The organism is uncultured Parabacteroides sp., from assembly GCF_902493135.1.
GTDB lineage: Bacteria > Bacteroidota > Bacteroidia > Bacteroidales > Tannerellaceae > Parabacteroides.
In genome coordinates, this window is record NZ_CABUOD010000040.1 from 1 (window position 1) to 19,552 (window position 19,552).

Annotated in this window: 14 protein-coding genes; 10 read left to right on the forward strand and 4 right to left on the reverse strand. The window is 47.8% G+C overall.

From position 1 onward, the window contains the following. Positions 1-261 precede the first annotated feature (261 nt). The 6 genes from RDN79_RS15265 to porU all read left to right on the forward strand — a co-directional run bounded on the left by RDN79_RS15265 (position 262) and on the right by porU (position 9,134). Positions 262-3,246: a DUF6383 domain-containing protein gene (locus RDN79_RS15265; protein ID WP_298552119.1), complete on the forward strand. Its 2,985-nt coding sequence runs from the start codon at positions 262-264 to the stop codon at positions 3,244-3,246. 354 nt (positions 3,247-3,600) lie between these two features. Beyond that, the gene (locus RDN79_RS15270) at positions 3,601-3,798 is read left to right on the forward strand and encodes a hypothetical protein (protein ID WP_298552120.1); all 198 of its coding nucleotides are present in this window, start codon (positions 3,601-3,603) and stop codon (positions 3,796-3,798) included. Beyond that, positions 3,767-4,354: a hypothetical protein gene (locus RDN79_RS15275; protein ID WP_308573259.1), complete on the forward strand. Its 588-nt coding sequence runs from the start codon at positions 3,767-3,769 to the stop codon at positions 4,352-4,354. The genes RDN79_RS15270 and RDN79_RS15275 overlap by 32 nt, the downstream gene beginning before the upstream one ends. 90 nt (positions 4,355-4,444) lie before the next feature. Then, on the forward strand, positions 4,445-5,095 hold the full coding sequence (locus RDN79_RS15280; protein ID WP_259032922.1) for a redox-sensing transcriptional repressor Rex: 651 nt from the start codon (positions 4,445-4,447) through the stop codon (positions 5,093-5,095). Positions 5,096-5,098: 3 nt separating this feature from the next. Then, positions 5,099-5,713 (forward strand): fumarylacetoacetate hydrolase family protein, encoded by a 615-nt coding sequence (locus RDN79_RS15285; protein ID WP_298552122.1) that lies wholly within the window; start codon positions 5,099-5,101, stop codon positions 5,711-5,713. Positions 5,714-5,729: 16 nt separating this feature from the next. Further along, the gene (gene porU / locus RDN79_RS15290; RefSeq protein ID WP_298552123.1) at positions 5,730-9,134 is read left to right on the forward strand and encodes a type IX secretion system sortase PorU; all 3,405 of its coding nucleotides are present in this window, start codon (positions 5,730-5,732) and stop codon (positions 9,132-9,134) included. Here porU and RDN79_RS15295 read toward each other — a convergent pair. From RDN79_RS15295 to RDN79_RS15305, 3 genes are read right to left on the reverse strand one after another with little or no spacing between them, the layout of a single operon-like run. Then, entirely contained in the window at positions 9,123-10,403 is a 1,281-nt protein-coding gene (locus RDN79_RS15295) for a DUF6080 domain-containing protein (RefSeq protein ID WP_298552124.1), read from the reverse strand. The two genes, porU and RDN79_RS15295, sit on opposite strands and share 12 nt — an antisense overlap. A gap of 8 nt (positions 10,404-10,411) precedes the next feature. Beyond that, on the reverse strand, positions 10,412-11,005 hold the full coding sequence (locus RDN79_RS15300) for an HAD-IB family hydrolase (protein ID WP_298552126.1): 594 nt from the start codon (positions 11,003-11,005) through the stop codon (positions 10,412-10,414). 1 nt (position 11,006) lies between these two features. Further along, positions 11,007-11,903: a decaprenyl-phosphate phosphoribosyltransferase gene (locus RDN79_RS15305; protein ID WP_298552128.1), complete on the reverse strand. Its 897-nt coding sequence runs from the start codon at positions 11,901-11,903 to the stop codon at positions 11,007-11,009. A 128-nt stretch (positions 11,904-12,031) separates the two neighbouring features. Here RDN79_RS15305 and porV point away from each other — a divergent pair, with 128 nt between their 5' ends. Both porV and ispF read left to right on the forward strand, forming a co-directional pair. Beyond that, complete coding sequence (gene porV / locus RDN79_RS15310; RefSeq protein ID WP_298552130.1) at positions 12,032-13,198, forward strand: type IX secretion system outer membrane channel protein PorV; 1,167 nt, start codon at positions 12,032-12,034, stop codon at positions 13,196-13,198. Between the two features lie 37 nt (positions 13,199-13,235). Beyond that, positions 13,236-13,712 carry a 2-C-methyl-D-erythritol 2,4-cyclodiphosphate synthase gene (gene ispF, locus RDN79_RS15315; RefSeq protein ID WP_298552132.1) on the forward strand — a complete coding sequence of 159 codons (477 nt, stop codon included), beginning with the start codon at positions 13,236-13,238 and terminating at the stop codon, positions 13,710-13,712. A gap of 158 nt (positions 13,713-13,870) precedes the next feature. Here ispF and RDN79_RS15320 read toward each other — a convergent pair whose 3' ends face one another. Then, positions 13,871-15,766, reverse strand: coding sequence for a HAMP domain-containing sensor histidine kinase (locus RDN79_RS15320; RefSeq protein WP_298552133.1), 1,896 nt, complete (start codon positions 15,764-15,766; stop codon positions 13,871-13,873). Positions 15,767-15,960: 194 nt separating this feature from the next. Between RDN79_RS15320 and RDN79_RS15325 the strand changes: the two genes are divergently transcribed. Further along, positions 15,961-16,305, forward strand: a complete 345-nt coding sequence (locus RDN79_RS15325; protein WP_298552134.1) for a translation initiation factor — start codon at positions 15,961-15,963, stop codon at positions 16,303-16,305. 4 nt (positions 16,306-16,309) lie between these two features. Next, positions 16,310-19,537, forward strand: a complete 3,228-nt coding sequence (locus RDN79_RS15330) for an exodeoxyribonuclease V subunit beta (protein ID WP_298552135.1) — start codon at positions 16,310-16,312, stop codon at positions 19,535-19,537. Positions 19,538-19,552: the final 15 nt, after the last annotated feature.

A 19,552-nucleotide genomic window follows, 5' to 3' on the forward strand; every position in this document is an offset into this window, starting at 1 on the left:
TTCTATCCGAACCGGGTAAGGGAACTATATCTCTATTTTTCAGTTAAATGAAAGAGCCGTGTTTTTCTATATTCTTTCTTATCAATTAGATAGCTTAACCAGTACGAAAAACCACCTTTTTATCACGAACCATCCGAACCCTCCCAAAAAATGACTAAAAAAAACGTACGTTTTCATTAGTCATTTTATAGGATGATCCCAAGAAGGGACGAAAGAACTGAATTTCATTATATATAGTATTATTAATTAAATTATTAGATTATGAACAAAAAGTTTTCTACTCTTGTAGCAGCATGCTTATTGCTCTCTGGTTTCGCAAATGCAACGAATCCGGACGACGCTCCGAAAGATGCTGTGAAAGCTGAAACTGTAGCAACTGGTAATTATTACCACATTGGTGCTTTTACAGGTACTACAAATGTATTCCTTACCATTAAAAAGACGGATGATGGTTTTGCTCTGGTAAAAAAAGGTCTTGAATCAGGAGATTTGTTGACTGCATCTACTGACTCAGCTTTGTGGGAACCGACAGTGATTAAGTCACAGGCTCCTTCTGCTCCTGTTTATACTTTTAAGAATAAGTACACAGGTAAAATCTTAGCTGTAAAGTATGCTGGCGATAACAAAGATCAAACGGCTATCTTGGTTGATCCTGCAACAGAAGGCGCATTCTCTGAATTTACATGGGATTATAATGGTACTGACTCTGCGTTAGTTGCTTATGATGCTCAGAACAAGCCTTATGTATTGGATTTCTCAGGAGCGTCTACTGGTAGTGTAGTAAAATTTGTAAAAGGTAAAAGTGCAAATTTGAACGGAAAGGGTGTTAAACCTTTTAACCCTGCAGAGATTTATATGACAGCAGAAATGCTGAATGCAGAATTAGGAGGAAAATCTTTCAAACTGAATGTCTTAGGTACTTATACAGATAAGACTAAGGATCCTTTGATTGGTGAATTTATTGCTCAGGATGCGAGTACTTTAGGTAATCCCTTGACTTATCCTGGTGTTTATTTACAAGCCAAAGATAAAAGCAAAGATCGTAAAGTTAAAGATGCTGATGGTAATTATCTGAAGAATAATAATGTTTTTCTGGTTGTTGATACTGTATTTGTCGATGGTTTTGGTCGTGTAGACTCTATTAACGCAAAGGGGCTACGGATGGCATTAGATACTATCAGTTCAACTCATGCCGCTTGGTCCTCTCCAGCTGCTTGGACTACAGATTCTGTTGCTGCAGGTAGACAACCGGCTAACTATCGTTTCTTTATTTATAAAAACATTGGAAAGGTTGCATCTGACTCTTTGATTGTAAAAGTTGATACTATACCTTCTATTGGTGTAAGTGGTAATTCTTTCTCACAGGGTATTAACCATGCTTCTGCCCCTGGCGCTGGTTATTTGGCTAATTATGTAATTGGTACAGGTAATACTCCTGTTCTGACTCCGCTTGATTCTTCTTATTTAGTATCTCAGCCTAAATATCAGTTGCCATTTATTACTTTAGGTGAAGGAACAAAAGCTAACTTGCCGGAAGGCATCTACTCTATTCAGCAGAAAAATGGCGGCTTCTATCAAGCAGCTTTAGTTAAGGCTGGTGCCGTTGCTGAATATGATTCTCTCGGTACTGCCGTTTGTAAGGAAGTCCCTTATTCTCAGTGGAGACTTTCTGGTTCAAATGGACGTTATAGCATTGTAAACCGTGAAAATGGTGTTGTATTCAAGAATTATCAACAGGTAATGACTCTTTATACAACTGATAAAGAAAATGAATACAAATATGGTGACGAAACATTGATTATTAAACCGATCGCTGATGTAGATGAAGATGATGCTTACTTAGGTTACAAGCATTTCACTGCTGAAGAATTGGATAATTTAGCTGTCCGTTTACGGTTCACTGCATTTGGTGGTGTTGAAAACTTATATGTAGTTGGTAATAGAGCTGACTCATTACTTCATGTTCGTCAGGTTGCAGATGTGGAAGATGCTATCGAATTCAAACTTGTAGCTGTAAAAGATAAAGATGGAAAAGATAAAGATGTTAAATATAATGCTTCTGAAGGTTTGAATCGTCGCGCTTATCAGCTGATGGTCAATAATTATGGAGATAATAGTGTTAGAGAATATTTAGTTTGGGATGGTAGAAATTCTGCATTTGCATTGAGTGATTTTGAAGATCGTGGTGATGGTGCTGTTGCCGATAGCGCTGCTGTGGCTGTTATCTTCCGTCAGAATTGTGAAGGTGCATATCAGATACTTCCTGTTGATACAGCTATGATTGGTGTAAATCATTCTGGTTTTAAAGCAGATAGTTTGTGGGTAAATGGAACCCAGTTGACTGTAATAGGCTCTAATGATTTATTGGTTGGTTCTGATGTAAAGGGCTTACCTACCGGATATTTCGTATTGGATATTCCAGAAGCTCCGAAATATGCAGCAGTAGAAACAGGCCATTATAGAGTACAGTCTGTAAATAATACATCTTTGGCTATTACTACGAATGCTGATGGTGCAGCTGTATTGCGCGGTGTCGGTGAGTCAATGCTGAAGTCTGACCCTGCTTATGCAGCAAATAACTTCGTGTTATATGTTGATTCAGCTTGTACACATAATGCTGCAATGCCGACATATTATATTTCTACAACTCAGGCTACAGCAGGTACATTGACTCCAGAAGATTCTATTGCTGGTGCCCGTTATTATATGATGAATACTTTGGCAAGAGATGGCAAAGCAAATGCAGAAAAACTTGTATTTGCTAAAGCTAAACAGCCGTTTGAAACGGGTGATACTTTGGTTGTAGCTCCTTATGCAAAGACTGACACAATGGTAATTGGTGGTAAAGACGGTGCTCAGAACCGTGCAGCATTTGCATTCCAGACTACAGCTAATCCGGGTGAATATAAGATTCAGAATGTTGCAACCGGTGAGTATGTAAAACAGGTTAATACTGTTATATCTCTGGCTACAGGTTATGCCAATGGTAATAACTTTACATTGGAAGCTCAGGAAACACCGACTTCTAACGAGGGAGTTACCATTTCCGATGTAACTGTTATCGCAGGCGAAGGTCAGGTAACGGTTGCTAACGCTGCCGGCAAGAAAGTGGTTATCACTAACATCTTAGGCCAGACAGTCGCTAACACGGTTATCACTTCTGACAATGCTATAATCGCTGCTCCTCAGGGTGTAGTCGTAGTAGCTGTTGAAGGCGAAGAAGCTGTTAAAGCTATCGTTAAGTAAAAAGGATATTATGTAGAGGCGGGGCTTGCTTCGCCTCTCTTAATCAATATAATTCTAAAATTTGCCGTGCGCACGTAGGGATACACGGTTGTGTATTTTTACGATGGCAATTATCCCGTGACGGGTGAACAAGCGGTAATATTAATACTAAAGTAAAAAATTAAAAAAGTTCATCTGCCATTATCCCTGTGAAGAGAAAACGCAGACACAAAATGAAGCCTCTCCGGTAGCAATATCGGGGAGGCTTTTTGTTAAAAAGGCATTGGCTCTGTATGTTTTAGAGATTAAGATGAATCTGTTTCGTTTTTTCTTACTACATTTGTATTACAATAATACACAAAAAGACTAAGAGTTATGATACAGACAGTTCCAAATCCTAAGATGACAAGGACGGAAGTTGAAAATTTCCGTCGGGAGTTTCAGCGGATCAAAGACGGCAGATTAACTCCTGAAGAAAAGAAAATGGTAGCTGAAAGAGTGGCCAGAATGAAAAAAACCGCAGAAATATTTATTAGCAACAATGGAGGAAAAAACCCGATACTTGGATATTGAAAATTTATCAATTTGTAAAATAACGGAAGATGATAGCGAGGCGTTGTCATCTTTTTTTTGCGGAAGAGCAGAACTTGATGATTTTTTCCATAATCAAATATTAATCTGTGCAAAGCATCATTATGTCTCTGCATATTGCGTGCGAGACACTATAACTTCGGATATTTTGGCTGTTTTTACTTTAGCGAATGACGCTGTCATAGTTGATAATATGGAAGATCGGGAGGATTTTATCGAACAGTCATCACTGAAAATTAATAAGGAATATATTTCTACATTTGAGAAACAAACCTCATTTCCTGCTGTTAATATCGGCCATTTGGGAGTTAAAACTGGTTTTCAAAGTTTATCTATCGGGCAAATGGTTATAGATTTTGTCTTGTTTACTTTCTCGCAGTTTGACATATCAGGCTGTCAGTTTGTAACTGTAGATTCACTAAATAACCCTCGGACGAATAAATTTTACATGACGAATAGGTTCCTGCTTCAGACATCCTTAGACATATTTAATGAGACGAGAAGAATGTATCTTCCGATTCAATTTTATAAAGATTGAAAACGGCTTTATGAAAAGAGCGTATTCTATTTTTCTATTCCCAAAGAAAAAAATTGTACTTTTGTGAGCTACATTAATAAAGATGGAACAATGGCTAACGATGAAATGAAACAAATCTGGAAAGTGCCGGAGCCGACTCTTAGGAGGTTGCCGTGGTATCTTGCCTTTTTGAAACTGATGAAAGGAAGAGGGGAGACTTTCGTATCATCTACTCAGATTGCCAAAGAAATTAATGTGGATCCCAGTCAGGTGGCGAAAGACCTCTCCTTTGTGAATATTTCGGGGAAGACACGAGTCGGCTATGAGATCAGTACGCTGGTGGACGTGTTGGAAGACTTCTTAGGCTTTACGGCTCAGCATAAAGCATTCCTGTTCGGGGTCGGTAGTCTGGGAGCAGCCTTGCTGCAGGATTCCGGTCTGAAACAGTATGGACTGGAGATTGTCGGAGGCTTCGATGTCCGGCGGGAACTGGCCGGAACGGAGATCAACGGGATACCGGTCTACCACATGGATGATTTTCCTGCCAAGCAGAAAGAATACGGGGCGACGATCGGAGTGATCACCGTCCCTGTCGACAAGGCGCAGGAAGTGACCGAGCTGATTATCGCCGGAGGAATCAAGGCCTTGTGGAACTTTACCCCGTTCCGCATCCGTGTGCCGGAAGATATCGTCGTGCAAAATACCTCTATGTACGCCCACCTTGCCGTGATGTTCAACCGCTTGAATTCAATCAATCACTGACATATGAAAATAATAGCCGTAGGAATGAATTATGCCGCCCACAATAAAGAGCTGCATCATTCGTTAGAATTATCGGAGCCTACTATCTTTATGAAGTCCGACTCTTCGTTGCTGAAGGACGGCAAACCGTTCTTCATTCCTGATTTCTCTTCGGAGATCCACTACGAAACGGAGATCGTCGTGAAGATAGACCGGCTGGGAAAAAACATAGCCGAACGTTTCGCCCACCGTTACTATAACGAGGTGACGGTGGGGATTGACTTCACTGCCCGCGACCTGCAACGTAAACTGCGTGCGCAAGGTCTGCCTTGGGAAATCAGCAAGGCGTTCGATAATTCGGCAGTTCTCGGAACATTCATTCCGGTAGAGCGTGCGGGAGATGTGAACCGCATTCCTTTCCACCTGGATATTAACGGAAAGACTGTTCAGGAAGGAAACACGCAGGATATGCTTTTCCCGGTCGATAAGATCATTGCCTATGTGAGCCGTTTCTTTACGTTGAAGATAGGCGATCTGATCTACACCGGAACCCCGGTGGGCGTGGGGCCGGTCAAGATAGACGACCACTTGCAGGGATATATCGGCGAGCAGAAGCTGCTGGATTTCTTTGTGAGATAACACGGAAAAAGAACGTATGAAGAGAATCTTATATACCTTGCTGTTTGTATTCAGTCTGCTGACATCAGCCTGGGCGGATGGGAGTCGCTATGCCTCCCGGTCGGTGTTGAACTCCGGGAAATGGGTGAAGATACAGGTGGAAGAAGACGGCATTTACAAACTGACGGCTGCCGACCTGAAGAAGATGGGCTTTTCCAGCCTGGAAAAGGTCGCCGTTTACGGGTACGGAGGTTGGCCGTTGGAGGAAGATTTCTCTAAGATGTATATAGATGATGTGCCTGAAGTGGCTGTGTGGCGCGGAAGTGATTACTTGCTGTTCTATGGGAAAGGAAAACGCAAATGGGAATATTCTTCTTCCGATAAAGCCTTTGTCCATACCAATAACCCCTATTCCAACTACGGATACTATTTCGTGACCGAAAAAGAAACGGCCGGGCGGACGATGGAAAAGGCTGCATCCGCCGATGGGGCTACTCTGCAGGTGACGACTTTCGATGACTATGTTTTGCACGAAGAAGAGTTGGTATCGGTGAACAGTTCCGGGCGTGAACTATATGGAGAGTCGTTTACTTCTACTTTATCCCGTGATTTTACAATCTCGATTCCGGGCATTACGAACGATGAGGGAAAGGCCACCCTGTCTTTTATCTCCCGCGGCAACGGAACGGTCACCATGAATGTCGATGGCAACTCTTTAATCTCCGGCTCGGTGTCGGTCCCCTCGGACGAATACGAAGTGGCACGGGAACTGCATCGCGAAAGTGCTTGGACGGCTGATAAAGGCGAGACTGTAAAGGTCAACATCAGATACAGTACGACCGGACACAAGAATGTGCACTTGAACTATTTCCGTCTTCAGATGAAGAGGCTATTGAAAGTATATGACAATTGTACATTCTTCCGCAGTCTCTCGGCAAGAGGCAATGCTTCCCGCTTTGTGATTCAGGGAGCCGATGCCAATACACTGGTTTTTGATGTGACCGACGGGGTAAATCCGCAGCAGATGGAGACGTCTCTGAACGGGACGGAGCTGTCTTTTTCGATTCCTGCTTCCGTTTCTTTGAGGGAGTTTGTCGTAGTCAAGCCTTCGCAGATTAAAGCTCCCGTGACGGTCGGCGAGGTGGCGAACCAGAATCTGCATGCCTTAGGGCAGCAAGATATGATCATTATTGCCCAGCCTAATTTCACCGCACAAGCGGAACGTCTGGCGGAAGCGCATCGGACAAAAGATAACCTGACGGTCCAGGTCGTAGCGCCGGAAGCGATTTATAACGAGTTTTCGAGCGGTACGCCGGATGCAACCGCTTACCGCCGTTTTATGAAGATGTTCTACGACCGGCAGACTTCGGAAGCCGATGCTCCCAAATATTTGCTGCTGTTCGGTGACGGCTCGTTCGACAACCGTAAACTGACCTCTGCTTGGAAATCGGTGGATATGAGCAATATGCTGCTGACGTACCAGACGAAAAAGTCGTTGAATCAGTTTTCTTATGTGATAGATGATTATTTTGGCTTCCTTGAGGATGAAGATAGTGGCAATAGTGGCCAGAAAGAGTATGAAGATAAAATCCCCTATAAGAAAGTGAATATCGGTATCGGACGTTTTCCGATCCGTACGTTAGATCAGGCGACCAAAGCGGTGGATAAGGTAATCAACTACATGGAAAACAAGGAGACCGGCATTTGGAAAAACAATCTTTGTTTTATGGCGGATGATGGAAGCAACAGCGACGGGTTCTCTCAAGGGCACATGATCCAGGCGGATACGTTGACGGACTATCTGGTAGCCGACCATCCTGAGTTTCTTGTGAATAAACTCTACTTCGATGCGTATAGGAAAGATGTAACGGGCGGACAGAACGGATACCCCGATGTTCGTTCCAATTTGCAGAAGTTGCTGAAAGACGGCTTGCTCTTGGTTAATTATACGGGGCATGGCGGAACGACAGCCCTGAGCGATGAAAAGGTTTTGACGCAGACGGATATCACTCAGTTCTCTTATCCTCGTTTACCCGTGTGGATCACGGCGACTTGCGACTTTACCCGTTTCGACGATCTGAACACTTCTGCCGGTGAAGATTTGTTCCTGAATGCAAAAAGTGGCGGTATTGCTTTGTTCACGACGGTCCGCGTAGCTTACATCCCTTATAATGCATATATCAACAGTCGTTTGATCCGTAATATGTTTGAGAAGAAGAATGGAAAACGTTTGACGTTGGGAGAAATCATTAAAGAGACAAAATGTGATCTGATCAATTCTTCGGCGGCTCGTTATAAGTTGGGTTTCTGTCTGATCGGTGACCCTGCCATGAAACTGAACTATCCGGAGTATCGTATGCAGGTAACGTCTGTCAACGGAGAGGCTGTGGATGGAGAGGCCATCCCGTTCAAAGCTCTGGAAAAGATAACCGTCGAAGGGCAAGTGCTGGATCCGTCCGGAGCGTTGGCTACGGACTTTACCGGTATCGTGAATCCTACAGTGAAGGATAGTAAGGTCACTGTTACCTGCTTGAATAACAATAAATCAGATGAGGCCGCTTTCACCTTTACCGACTATCCGAATACGATTTTTGTCGGGAATGACTCCGTGCGTAACGGTAAGTTCAGCTTTACTTTTACGGTTCCGAAGGATATTTCCTATTCCAATTTGCAGGGGAAAATGAACCTGTATGCCGTCGATACGGAAAATGGCAATGAGGCGCAAGGCAATTTCGACAACTTCATTGTCGGAGGAACTTCCGATACGGCGGAAACCGATACGGTCGGTCCGGAAATCCGTGCCCTTTACCTGAATGATACGACATTTGTGGATGGCGGCCAGGTGAACACGACTCCCTATTTTGTCGCCGAATTGTGGGACAAGAGCGGAGTGAATATCACGGGAAGCAGTGTCGGACATGATATGATGCTGGTAATAGACGAGTCGATCGTCCTGAGCTATAATCTGAACAGTTATTACGAATTGCTGCCGGGCGAAGATGGGGCCGGCATCGTGAAGTTCCCGATCCCGGCACTGGAACCGGGCAAACATACGGCAGAGTTCCGGGTGTGGGATATCCTGAATAATTCGACCGTGCGGACATTTACCTTCGAAGTGGTGGAAGGGCTGAAACCGTTCCTGTTCGATGTGATCGCAACACCGGGCATCGCCCGCGAGCAGGTGACCTTCCATCTTATGCACAACCGTCCGGAAAGCCGGATGCGGGTGGGCATCATGGTCTATGATCTGGCTGGCCGCCAGCTCTGGAGACATGAAGAAAGCGGAACGTCAGGCCTGTTCGAAAACTATACGGTCTCCTGGGATCTGACATCCGGCGGCGCCCGTTTGCGTCCCGGTGTCTATATCTACCGGGCAGCCATCAGCACCGATAATTCCAAAGACGCGACAAAAGCAAGGAAGTTCATCATTTTAGGCGAATAAGAAGGAACGCATGAGCTCCATCGTATTTATCGTAGCCGTCAGGACAAAGAATCCGATAATAACCCAGTCCAGTATCCGGTACATGCGGATCGGCAATCGCGTGTATAGCCAACCCAGCAGGATCGGGACTGCAAACATCCAGTGTCCGCCGAACAGGATCGCTTCGTTCATCCCGTAGCGGATGATAAAGTGGATCACGAAATCGATACTCAGGTACATAAGCAGCAGTTGTACATATTTGTTTTTGAGGTTGAGCAAGGCCGAGGCGGCGACCAAGAACAGCAGAAACACGATCACGGCATTGTTCCAACTGTGCAGGTATTCGCTGGGTCGCAATACGACCTCTTTCCCGACTGATTGTTGTGTGAGAGGCGTGCTTATAATCGTATTGCCCCAGAAATCGACCAGTGCCTGTTTGCCGAATGTCTCGTCGTGGATAAAATATTGTCCGAGTTGCCTGGTCGTTTCGATCGGAGACGGACCTTCCGGATTGAACAGTTTCGCTTTGAGGGTGTAAAAGCTCATGACGGCAGCTACGCAAACGACAAATGGCAGCATGACTTTGAATCCCGTCCGTATTTTATGCCAGAACGGTGCTTTGTTCAGGAACAGGGCCATTGCCGGTTTGGCTGCGTTGGTGATTGTGATCCCTCCGCAAAGGAAAGAGAGGAAGAGAACAGTCCGCCCTTTTATATATCCGGTCTGTTTGTATTCCTTGGAAAGCATTAACAGTGAGAAGATGAGCAGGAAAAAGGAGAACGGATAGGTTTCCGTTGTGAACGACAGGACAACGGTTGTGAAGAAGCATCCCGTGAACCCTGTCAGCAATAGTGCCCGGCGGGAAGAAATCCGGACGATCTGTTTCAGGTAGCGGTAGATCAGGACCAGTCCGCCGGTTATCAACAGGTTCATCAGCATCAGGCAGATAATACCCGAAGTTTTCTCTTTGAACAGGGTTGTCAACAGGATTGTCAACAGGGTTTTCAACAAATGGAAGATGCCGAAGAAAGGATGGCTGACGTCGAACGCTCCTCCGCGCGTGTGAAGATGGAATAGATTGTCATAACCCAAGTAACTTCCCGCTCCCCCGTTGGGCACGTCTATCAGTTCCGTATGAAAGAGCATCCGGTAGCCGATACACCCGTAAAGGAGGAAGAAGAAAAGGAAAAGCCCGGTTTCTATCGGGGTCGGTGGAAATAACGTGCGCTTAGTCTCTCTCCACTCGATCCGGAGAGCGCGAAACAGAATAGACAGGCAGGATGGCATCATATCTATGTTTATTTGTTGTTGAACGGTTTATAATGGGGAACATCTGCAAGGGCGAGCAGTTCCTTGTCGCCGGAACTGTCGCCATATACATGCAACGTCTCGGAGGCGAAATCCGGATATAGCCGGCGGAGCCTGCGGACCTTCTCGTTTCCTTTACAGTTGGGCGTGGAAAATCGCCCGGTCAGCCTCCCTCCCCTGACTACCAACTCTGTCCCTTCCACAAGCCGGATTCCGACTGTTTGCGCCCAGGGACGTATCCAGTCAGGCGCGGACGCGCTGATAATGGCGATCTTGTTTCCTTCTTCCTGATGCCTGCGTATTTCTTTCAGGGCGGCAGGATAGACGAAAGCCGGTATGCGGGAGGCATATTCGAGGCAAGCCTGTTGGAAATCCTCCGTTTTCATCCCCCGCAGGAAAGAGGAGATCACAAGCTCTTTGGCCCGGTGCGTGGAGAGAATGCCTGCCGAGGCCGCTCCTTTCAGCAGGACCATCCAGGGGAGCCGCAGGAGGAAAGCCGTTCGTCCGCAAGCCTGAATCAGAAAGTCCGGCAGTGAGTCGCGGGAAATGAGGGTGCCGTCGAAGTCGAATATTGCGATTGCCATATCAATAAATAAGTAAAGCGAATACGATAAACCAGCCGGCCACGGTCAGCTGCAAAGTACGGTCCTGCAACAGGATATCGGTCGGGTTGCAGTTGCTCTTCTCCACCAGGATGATCTGCAGGTAACGCATGATACCTGCCAGTACGAACGGGATCGTGACATACAGGTATTCGCTGCTCCTCGACGTCACTTCGGGCGAAAGCGTATATACTATGTAAGCCACGGCAATGATGGAAGAAAGAAATGACAGGATCACGTTCAGGTAGTCGATCGTATATCCGGTAATATTCTTACGTGAAATCTGTCCGGTTTCCATGAAATTGCGCAAATCGTCCCGGCGCTTGGCGAAGGCGAGGAAGAGGGAGAGGATGAATGTCATGATAATCAGCCAGTGCGAAAGTTCTATCTTCCCGGCGACAGCTCCCGCTTCGAGCCGGATGATGAAACCGCAGGCGACGATCATGGCATCTATGATCTGCACCTGCTTGAGGTAAAGCGTATAGGCTAAGTTCAGGAGGATGTATCCTCCTGACAACAACCAGATCTGGTTGTTACTTGTATGGATGAAGCTGAAACAGACTGCACTCATCCCATAGAGCAGGAACATGAAGACGAGGGCTGCCATCGGCGAAACCTTCCGGGAGGCGATCGGACGGAATCGTTTGACCGGATGCAGGCGGTCTTCACCCGCATCCATCAAGTCGTTGAAGACATAGACGCCGCTGGTGAGGAGGCAGAAACCGGCAAACAGGATTGCAACGTTCCGCAACCTGTCCGCGTCCCCTATCTCCTGTGCAAAAAACATGGGAAGGAACAAGAGGATGTTTTTTACCCACTGGGAAGGGCGCATCAGAAGAAATAATGCTTTAACTTTGCCTGTCGATTGTATATCTTTCATACTCAAAAGGCAAAAGTAGGAATTTTATTCGAGCATACAATAAAGTTCGGATTATTCAGTTTATAATGCAGTGGGGACGGTTCGCGGACCGCCCCCTATTGAATCGGAAAATAATTAAGAATAGACATATGATAAGTAAATTCAGAATCGGTGCACTCGTTATAATACTCAACTTCTTGGTTGCGGTTGCTGCGGCTTGGGGACAAGTGGATAATCCTTCTTTGCTCCAAATGGCGGTTCCTTCGCTGAATATCGCTCCGGATGCGCGAGGCGGCGGTATGGGAGATATGGGGGCGGCAACTTTGCCGGACATCAATTCGCAGTATTGGAATGCTGCCAAATATGCTTTTATGGGAAGCAAGGCGGGAGTCAGCTTGTCTTACACGCCGTGGTTGCGTAAATTGGTCAACGATGTGGCTTTGGTGAACATGACCGGTTACTACAAATTAGGGAATAGCGATTTGCAGGCTATCAGCGCGTCTTTGCGTTATTTCTCATTAGGCGAAGTGAATATATGGGAGAACATCGGGGATGTCCCTATAGGAGTAAATCCGTATGAGATGGCGTTCGACGTGGCTTATAGCCGTAAGCTGTCCGAGTCCTATTCAATGGCGGTAACCTTGCGTTACATCCGTTCGGATATGGGGACGGACCAGAGTGACGAGAGCAATGCGGGCAATGCTTTTGCAGCCGATATTTCCGGTTACCTGGAGAAATATGTGCTGATGGGAAATGCCGAGGCGTTGTGGAGCTTCGGTTTCAACCTGTCCAATATCGGGAGTAAGATCTCGTATGACGGGGGCAATACGAACCAGTACCTTCCGGCAAAGCTGACGTTGGGAACCGGCCTGCTTTACCCGATCGACGACTACAACCAGATCGGCGTTTATCTGGACCTGAACAAATACATGGTCCCGTATGCCCCGCAAAAGGAAGAAGGAGAGACGGATGCCGATTTCCAGACGCGTGTGGACGACTATAAGTCGTGGTCGAGTATTTCCGGCATGATGAAGTCTTTTACCGATTCGCCTAACGGTTTGCTGAAAGAGATCATGGTCTCGGTCGGAGCCGAGTATAGCTATAATGAACAATTCTTCGTTCGCGGCGGTTACTTTTACGAGAATGCGAATGTCGGCAACCGTAAATACTTTTCCGTAGGCGCCGGTTTCCGTATGAGCGTGTTCCAGCTGGATGCCGCTTATCTGATCAGTACGGTTCCGCAGAACCCGTTGGACCAGACACTCCGTTTCTCCCTGTCTTTCGATATGGACGGGATCAAGAACCTGTTCAGGTAATTAAAAATTAAAAATTAAGAATTAAAAATTATAGCGGATGAAGATTCGGGTAGGTTTTGGATATGATGTGCATGCACTGGTTCCGGACCGCGACTTGTGGCTGGGCGGAGTGAAGATAGAGCATACGATGGGCTTGCAAGGGCACAGCGATGCGGATGTCTTGATTCATGCCATCTGCGACGCCTTGTTAGGAGCAGCCAATATGCGCGATATCGGGTATCATTTTCCCGATACGGCAGGAGAATACAAGGACATCGACAGCAAGATCCTGTTGTTCGATACGATGGAACTGCTCCGTGATGCCGGATATACGTTGGGCAATATAGATGCGACCGTCGCCGCCGAACGTCCGAAACTGAATCCCCATATTCCCGAAATGAAGCGGGTGATGGCCGACGTCCTCCAGGTGGATGTCGACGATATCTCCATCAAGGCGACGACCACCGAGAAGTTGGGCTTTACCGGGCGGCAGGAAGGAATAGCCGCCTACGCAACGGTACTGATACAGAAATAGTCCGCCTCTTCAGGATCTTTCCCCCTACTATTGCCGGGAGTTTCCCTTATGTGAAACTTTAGTTCCATGCCTATGAAACTATAGTTCCATGCGGGAGAAACTATAGTTTCATGCCGGGGAAACTAAAGTTTCATGGGCATGGAACTGATCTCTCTCTCTTACTCCTTTTTTACTTCGCAGGGAATGGTGAACCAAAACGTGCTACCCGCGCCTTCTTCCGATTCGACTCCGATTTCCCCTTTCAGGCATTCTATGATGGTCTGGCAAATCGATAAGCCGAGTCCCGTCCCTTGGATAAAAGCGTCGAATTTGGCGAACCGCTTGAATACGTGCGGGAGGTTCTCTTCGGCGATCCCTTTTCCCGTATCGGTTACATAGAAGCGTAACCCGCCGTCCATCTCTTCATATCCCATTGTGATAGACCCTTTGAACGTGAATTTGCAGGCGTTTGTCAGGAAGTTGGTAAGGACCTGCATCAGGCGGTTTTTCTCGGAATGGATGAAGCAAGGCTTGTCCGGGAGATCGCATTTCAGCTCCACGCCCGGTTGCGGCTTATCGGAGAATACCTGCATCAAGTGGTTGAACAGGGCGGAAACGTCGATATCACTGTATGTGAAATCGAGTTTGCCGGCTTCTATCTTGGAGAGATCGAGAATGTCGTTGATCAGTTGCAGAAGCAGTTCGTTGTTGGTCTCGATGATCTTGCAAAACTCCTCCCTGTCTTCTTCCGGGCATTCCCCTTGGGCGATCAGGTTGGAAAAACCGACGATTGCGTTCAACGGGGTGCGTATCTCATGGCTCATATTGGCAAGGAATGCCGTTTTCAAGCGGTCGGATTCTTCTATCTTCTCCTTTTCCAGCAATTCTTTTTTTCTTTTCTGCTTCAGGATAAGGAGGCGGATGCGCAGTGCGGCAATGGAAGCAAGCAGGAAGAGGATGACGATGCCGCAAAGGATGGCTATCTTGTATTTTTCGAGAAACGTGGGCGGTTCGTCGAAATAGATCGCATTTTTCGGGTAGAAGGACGGGTCGATACCGTGTGCGTAGAGATGTTGGTAGTTCAGGTAGGTTTTGGGTGTTCCTCCCACCAGCTCCCGGCCTACGAGCGCGTCTTTGTCTTTCAGTATTTCTTTCAAGGTGGAGACGATGGCGTCGCCGAAATCCTCGGTCGAAATATAATGTCCGCCGGCAAAACTCCCGTTCTTCAATCCCCGGTCGGATATCAGGAAGACGGGCGGATTGGAGAAACTGTTCGTCATCTTTTGCACGTTGTCCACCAGGTAGTGGCTTTCCTCTTTCTGCGGGGTGGCATACCAGGAGTAATAGATGATGCCGGCGTCTTTATTGCTGTAGGTCGTCAGTCTGTCCAGCAGGTTCTCGGTCGAAAGTTCCGGCCATGTGAGCATCTCCAGCCGGAGCGTGGGGAAAGCTTGCTTCAGGACGCTCTGCAACTCCTGCCCGGTTACGATGCTGATATAACGGTTGTCGCTGATGAATACGATTTTTTTCAGTCCGGGTTGTATCTTTAACATTGTTTCGACGGTTTCCCGCACATAGAGAGGTTGGCTCAAAGTCGTGACCTTATAGCCTTTTGTCACGGCAGCCGTCGGCATCATGGCCTTTTTCGGGTCCAGTTTGCGGTCTACCATGTCCTTTATGTTTCGCGGCATCATTCCCCGCGAATAGCTGATCAGGGTCGGAATGTCTTTCCATTCCTTGTCGAACAGCGGGCGGACGACCAGCCATGCCGGATCGCCGATACAGACCACCGCTTTGGGCGGTGTGGGATATTGTTCGCGCAGGTATTGTATTCTTTCGCAGATTTGCGCCGTGTCGCTGATGGCCGGAATCTGTAACTCTTCCCCTTTCACTTCGATCCCTTCGAGGGGAAACAGGGTCCGGATTTTCTCGCAGGGCTCATGTGTCCAGCTTTCGTTGAAATTGATAGAGTGGAGTAATAGAATATAATCCTGTGCCGCTTTCTCTTGGACGGACCAGGCCGGGCAGCACATAAGCAATAGAAACAATATATTTAGAGGGCCGGTTATTTTCATTTCATGTTAGATATAATAATTGAAAATCAGATATCTTTTGCAAAGATAGACAATGTAGTCCGTAACTCTATCACGCTTGGTTATAAAAATGAAACGACAGTTTCAGTTCGGCCTTGGCGAGGCCGGATTATCGTCGGGTATTGTTTATCCCGGCGTTAATTTGTAGATTTGACCCCATAAAGAAAGGATGAAATATGAAGAGTAACGACTGGAAGGACCGTTTGGGAGTCATGTATTCGACGAACCCGGATTTTCAATATAACACAGGAGACGGAGAGGAAGAAGAAACGCTTCCGAAAGAGAAGCAGCAGTTGCGCATCGCTTTGGATAAGCGGAACCGGGGCGGCAAAGCCGTGACATTGGTGACCGGTTTCCGGGGGACGGCTGCCGATCTGGAAGCGCTTGGGAAGTTCCTGAAAGTAAAATGCGGCGTCGGCGGCTCGGCCAAAGACGGGGAAATCATCGTACAGGGTGACCTGCGCCCTAAAGTGCTGGAATTATTGCAAAAGGAAGGCTACGTCAAAAGCCGCATAATCTGATCGTATGCTGACAGTCTACAGAGCCTCCGCCGGAGCCGGGAAAACGCACAAGCTGACCGGTGAATATCTGACCTTGCTGTTTACGGGGCCGGGCGCTTTTCGCCGTATCCTTGCCGTGACCTTTACGAACAAGGCGACGGACGAGATGAAGACCCGTATTGTCGACGAACTGTACAATCTGGCTTCCGGAAGGAAATCGGATTATGTGGAATTGCTGAAGTCCGCCTATTCGTTGACGGAGGTCCAGGTGCGGAAACAGGCGGCCAAGATATTGATCGATATCCTGCATGATTATTCCGCTTTCAACATCAGTACGATCGACCGCTTTTTCCAGCAGACCATGCGTGCCTTTACGCGCGAGATCGGTTTGCAGGGCGGCTACGGGATCGAGATGGACCAGGAACTGGTGCTCACGACGGCAATCGATCACCTGTTGTCGGATCTCGAAAAGCCCGAAAGCAAGGACTTGTTAGGCTGGCTGCTCCGGTTTGCGGAAGATAAGATAGAGAACGGAGGGGAATGGAACCTCCGTAAAGATATTATGGCCCTGAGCCGGGAGGTCTTCAAGGAGAGCTATAAGGCTTTCAGTGAAGCGGTCGGCCGGGATATAGAGGACAAGAAAGCGCTGGATGACTACAAAAACGAGCTGTACGGTATCATCCGTTCGGTGGAGGCCGCCGCTAAGGAACTGGGAGAACGCGGCTTGGCGATCCTGAATAAATACGGACTCAAAGTCACCGACTTCAAAGGCGGCAGCCGTTCGCCCCTGACGCTTCTCGACCGTCTGGTGCAAGGAGAGATGAAAGAGCCGTCGGCTACTTTTATCGGTCTGGCGGATAACCTGGACGGCTGTTTCACGAAAACGGTTTCGCTCGGTACCCGGCAGATCATCGGATGTGCTTTTGAGGATGGATTGAACGATTGCATCAAAGGGATCGTTTCCCTGTTCAATAATCTGACCGCCTATAATACCGCCCGTGAAATTGTCCGTTATTATTATACGTTGGGGATCCTGACCGATGTGTCCCGCCAGATAGCCGCCTACCGGGAAGAAAAGAATGTGATGTTGATTGCCGACACGACCGAATTGCTCAGTAAGGTGATCGGAGGCAGCGACGCCCCTTTCATTTACGAAAAGACCGGTACGCATGTCGACCACTATATGATAGACGAGTTTCAGGACACCAGCGGGATGCAGTGGGACAACTTTCGTCCTCTGATCGAAGAGAGCCTGGCGCATAGCCGGGACAACCTGATCGTGGGGGATGTGAAGCAGAGCATCTACCGTTTCCGCAACTCGGACTGGAAGTTGCTGGACGAACAGGTGCAATCCGACTTTTCCCCCGAAGAAATCCATGAAGAGACGCTGAAGGATAACTGGCGTAGTTGCCGGAATATCGTGGAGTTCAACAATGCCCTTTTTACGACACTTCCGGGTGTCCTGCAGGCTGTCTATAATGAAGCGCTGTCCGTCTCTTCCCTGAGCGAGGAACAGCGTGCGGCTTTTTTCACCAAGATCATGTCCGCCTATGGTAAAAGTTTCCAACAGGTTCCTCCTCCTTTCATGCAGAAAGACGGGCATGTACGGATTGAATTTCTTTCCGGCGATGATGAGAAAGATTGGAAAGAAGAGGCCCTCGGACGTCTGCCCGGCGTGTTGGAGAAGTTGCAGGATAACGGATATGCGTTAAAGGACATTGCGATCCTTGTCCGCACCAACCAGGAAGGGGCACAGGTGGCGGATGCATTGCTGGCCTATAAGGAAGAGCATCCTTCCGAACGCTACAACTACGATATTATTTCGGATGAGGCGTTGTTTGTCAGCGGTTCGACGGCTGTCCGTTTCATGGTTTCCCTGTTGCGTTACCTGAAGAACCCCGAAGACCGGACGAACGAGCAGATCGCTTTATACTCCTATCAGGTGTTGAAAGGGATATTTGGCGTCGAAGCCCCGGCTTTTCCGCCGGAAGTCGTCTCTGTCCTGCAAATTCTCTCCCGTCAGTCCCTCTATGAAATAACGGAAGGCCTGTTCCGCCTTTTTGCCGGCGACTTTCCCGAAAACGAGCAGGTTTTTGTCCAGGCTTTCCTGGATATGGTGTCCGAATATACCCAGAAGGAGAGCGCGGACCTGAACCGTTTCCTGAAATGGTGGGACGAAACGGGTTGCCGGAAAACGATTGCCACGCCGGACGGACAGAACGCGATCCGTATCCTCACGGTCCATAAGTCGAAGGGGCTGGGCTTTAAGGTCGTAATCATTCCTTTCGGGGATTGGGAGATCGACCATAAGCCGACAAAACCGGTCATCCTCTGGTGTCATCCGGAAGAGAAGCCGTTCGACCGCCTGCACCTGGTTCCCGTTCGCTACAGCCAGTCGTTGGGAAAGACGATTTTTGCAGGCGATTATTTTAAGGAACGCTTGCATGCCTTTATTGACAACCTGAATACGTTATATGTCGCTTTTACCCGTTCGAAAGAGGAGTTGATCGTTTTCTCTCCGCGTCCGAAGAAGATGAAGGAAGAAACCGGTGAAGTGGAAAAGATCTCGACTCTGACCGACGCCTTGTGGACCGGCCTGCGTACGGATCTGCCCGATACGCGGGAGGGAGAGAAACTGATCTCGCTGCCTGCCGCTTTCGATATCGGAACAGGCGTTTTCGAGCTGGGCGACTGGTGGCATCCTGCCGCAAAGGAAGAGAACGGGGATATGCAGGAGATCGGGATGACGCGCCTTAGCTCCATTTCGCCGGACGACCGTTTGCAATTACGCCTGCATGGAAAAGGCTATTTCTTCGATAATGCCCGCCGGAAACACGGGGCTTTGATGCACGAGGTGTTGAGCCGTATCCGTACCCGGAAGGATATTCCGCAGTCGGTCGAACGATACCGCCAGGAAGGGGTGATCGACAGAGAGGAAGCGGCGGCGCTCGTCGTACGTCTCGAAGAGTTGTTGAACCTGCCGGAAGCCGCCTCTTGGTATGACGGTACGGCACGTGTGTTGAACGAGGTCGATATCCTGTTCGGCAAAGGGCTGTCCAAGCGTCCGGACCGCGTGATGATCACCGGGAACCGTGTGGTCGTGGTCGACTATAAGTTTGGAGAACATGCCGACCAACGCTATCACAGCCAGGTAAGGAATTACCTGAAACTGATCCGGCAAATGGGGTATGACGAGGTGGAAGGTTTCCTTTGGTATGTTGAATTAAACAAAATAGAAGCGGTGAAAGGGTGATATATTTTTGTTATT

Excerpts from the sequence above, each read along its gene's own strand:
- RDN79_RS15320 (WP_298552133.1), bottom strand. The coding sequence starts at position 15,766 with ATGAAAATAACCGGCCCTCTAAATATATTGTTTCTATTGCTTATGTGC.
- RDN79_RS15285 (WP_298552122.1), top strand. The coding sequence starts at position 5,099 with ATGAAAATAATAGCCGTAGGAATGAATTATGCCGCCCACAATAAAGAG.
- RDN79_RS15280 (WP_259032922.1), top strand. The coding sequence starts at position 4,445 with ATGGCTAACGATGAAATGAAACAAATCTGGAAAGTGCCGGAGCCGACT.
- porU (WP_298552123.1), top strand. The coding sequence starts at position 5,730 with ATGAAGAGAATCTTATATACCTTGCTGTTTGTATTCAGTCTGCTGACA.
- RDN79_RS15270 (WP_298552120.1), top strand. The coding sequence starts at position 3,601 with ATGATACAGACAGTTCCAAATCCTAAGATGACAAGGACGGAAGTTGAA.
- porV (WP_298552130.1), top strand. The coding sequence starts at position 12,032 with ATGATAAGTAAATTCAGAATCGGTGCACTCGTTATAATACTCAACTTC.
- RDN79_RS15275 (WP_308573259.1), top strand. The coding sequence starts at position 3,767 with ATGGAGGAAAAAACCCGATACTTGGATATTGAAAATTTATCAATTTGT.
- ispF (WP_298552132.1), top strand. The coding sequence starts at position 13,236 with ATGAAGATTCGGGTAGGTTTTGGATATGATGTGCATGCACTGGTTCCG.
- RDN79_RS15265 (WP_298552119.1), top strand. The coding sequence starts at position 262 with ATGAACAAAAAGTTTTCTACTCTTGTAGCAGCATGCTTATTGCTCTCT.
- RDN79_RS15325 (WP_298552134.1), top strand. The coding sequence starts at position 15,961 with ATGAAGAGTAACGACTGGAAGGACCGTTTGGGAGTCATGTATTCGACG.
- RDN79_RS15295 (WP_298552124.1), bottom strand. The coding sequence starts at position 10,403 with ATGATGCCATCCTGCCTGTCTATTCTGTTTCGCGCTCTCCGGATCGAG.
- RDN79_RS15300 (WP_298552126.1), bottom strand. The coding sequence starts at position 11,005 with ATGGCAATCGCAATATTCGACTTCGACGGCACCCTCATTTCCCGCGAC.
- RDN79_RS15330 (WP_298552135.1), top strand. The coding sequence starts at position 16,310 with ATGCTGACAGTCTACAGAGCCTCCGCCGGAGCCGGGAAAACGCACAAG.
- RDN79_RS15305 (WP_298552128.1), bottom strand. The coding sequence starts at position 11,903 with ATGAAAGATATACAATCGACAGGCAAAGTTAAAGCATTATTTCTTCTG.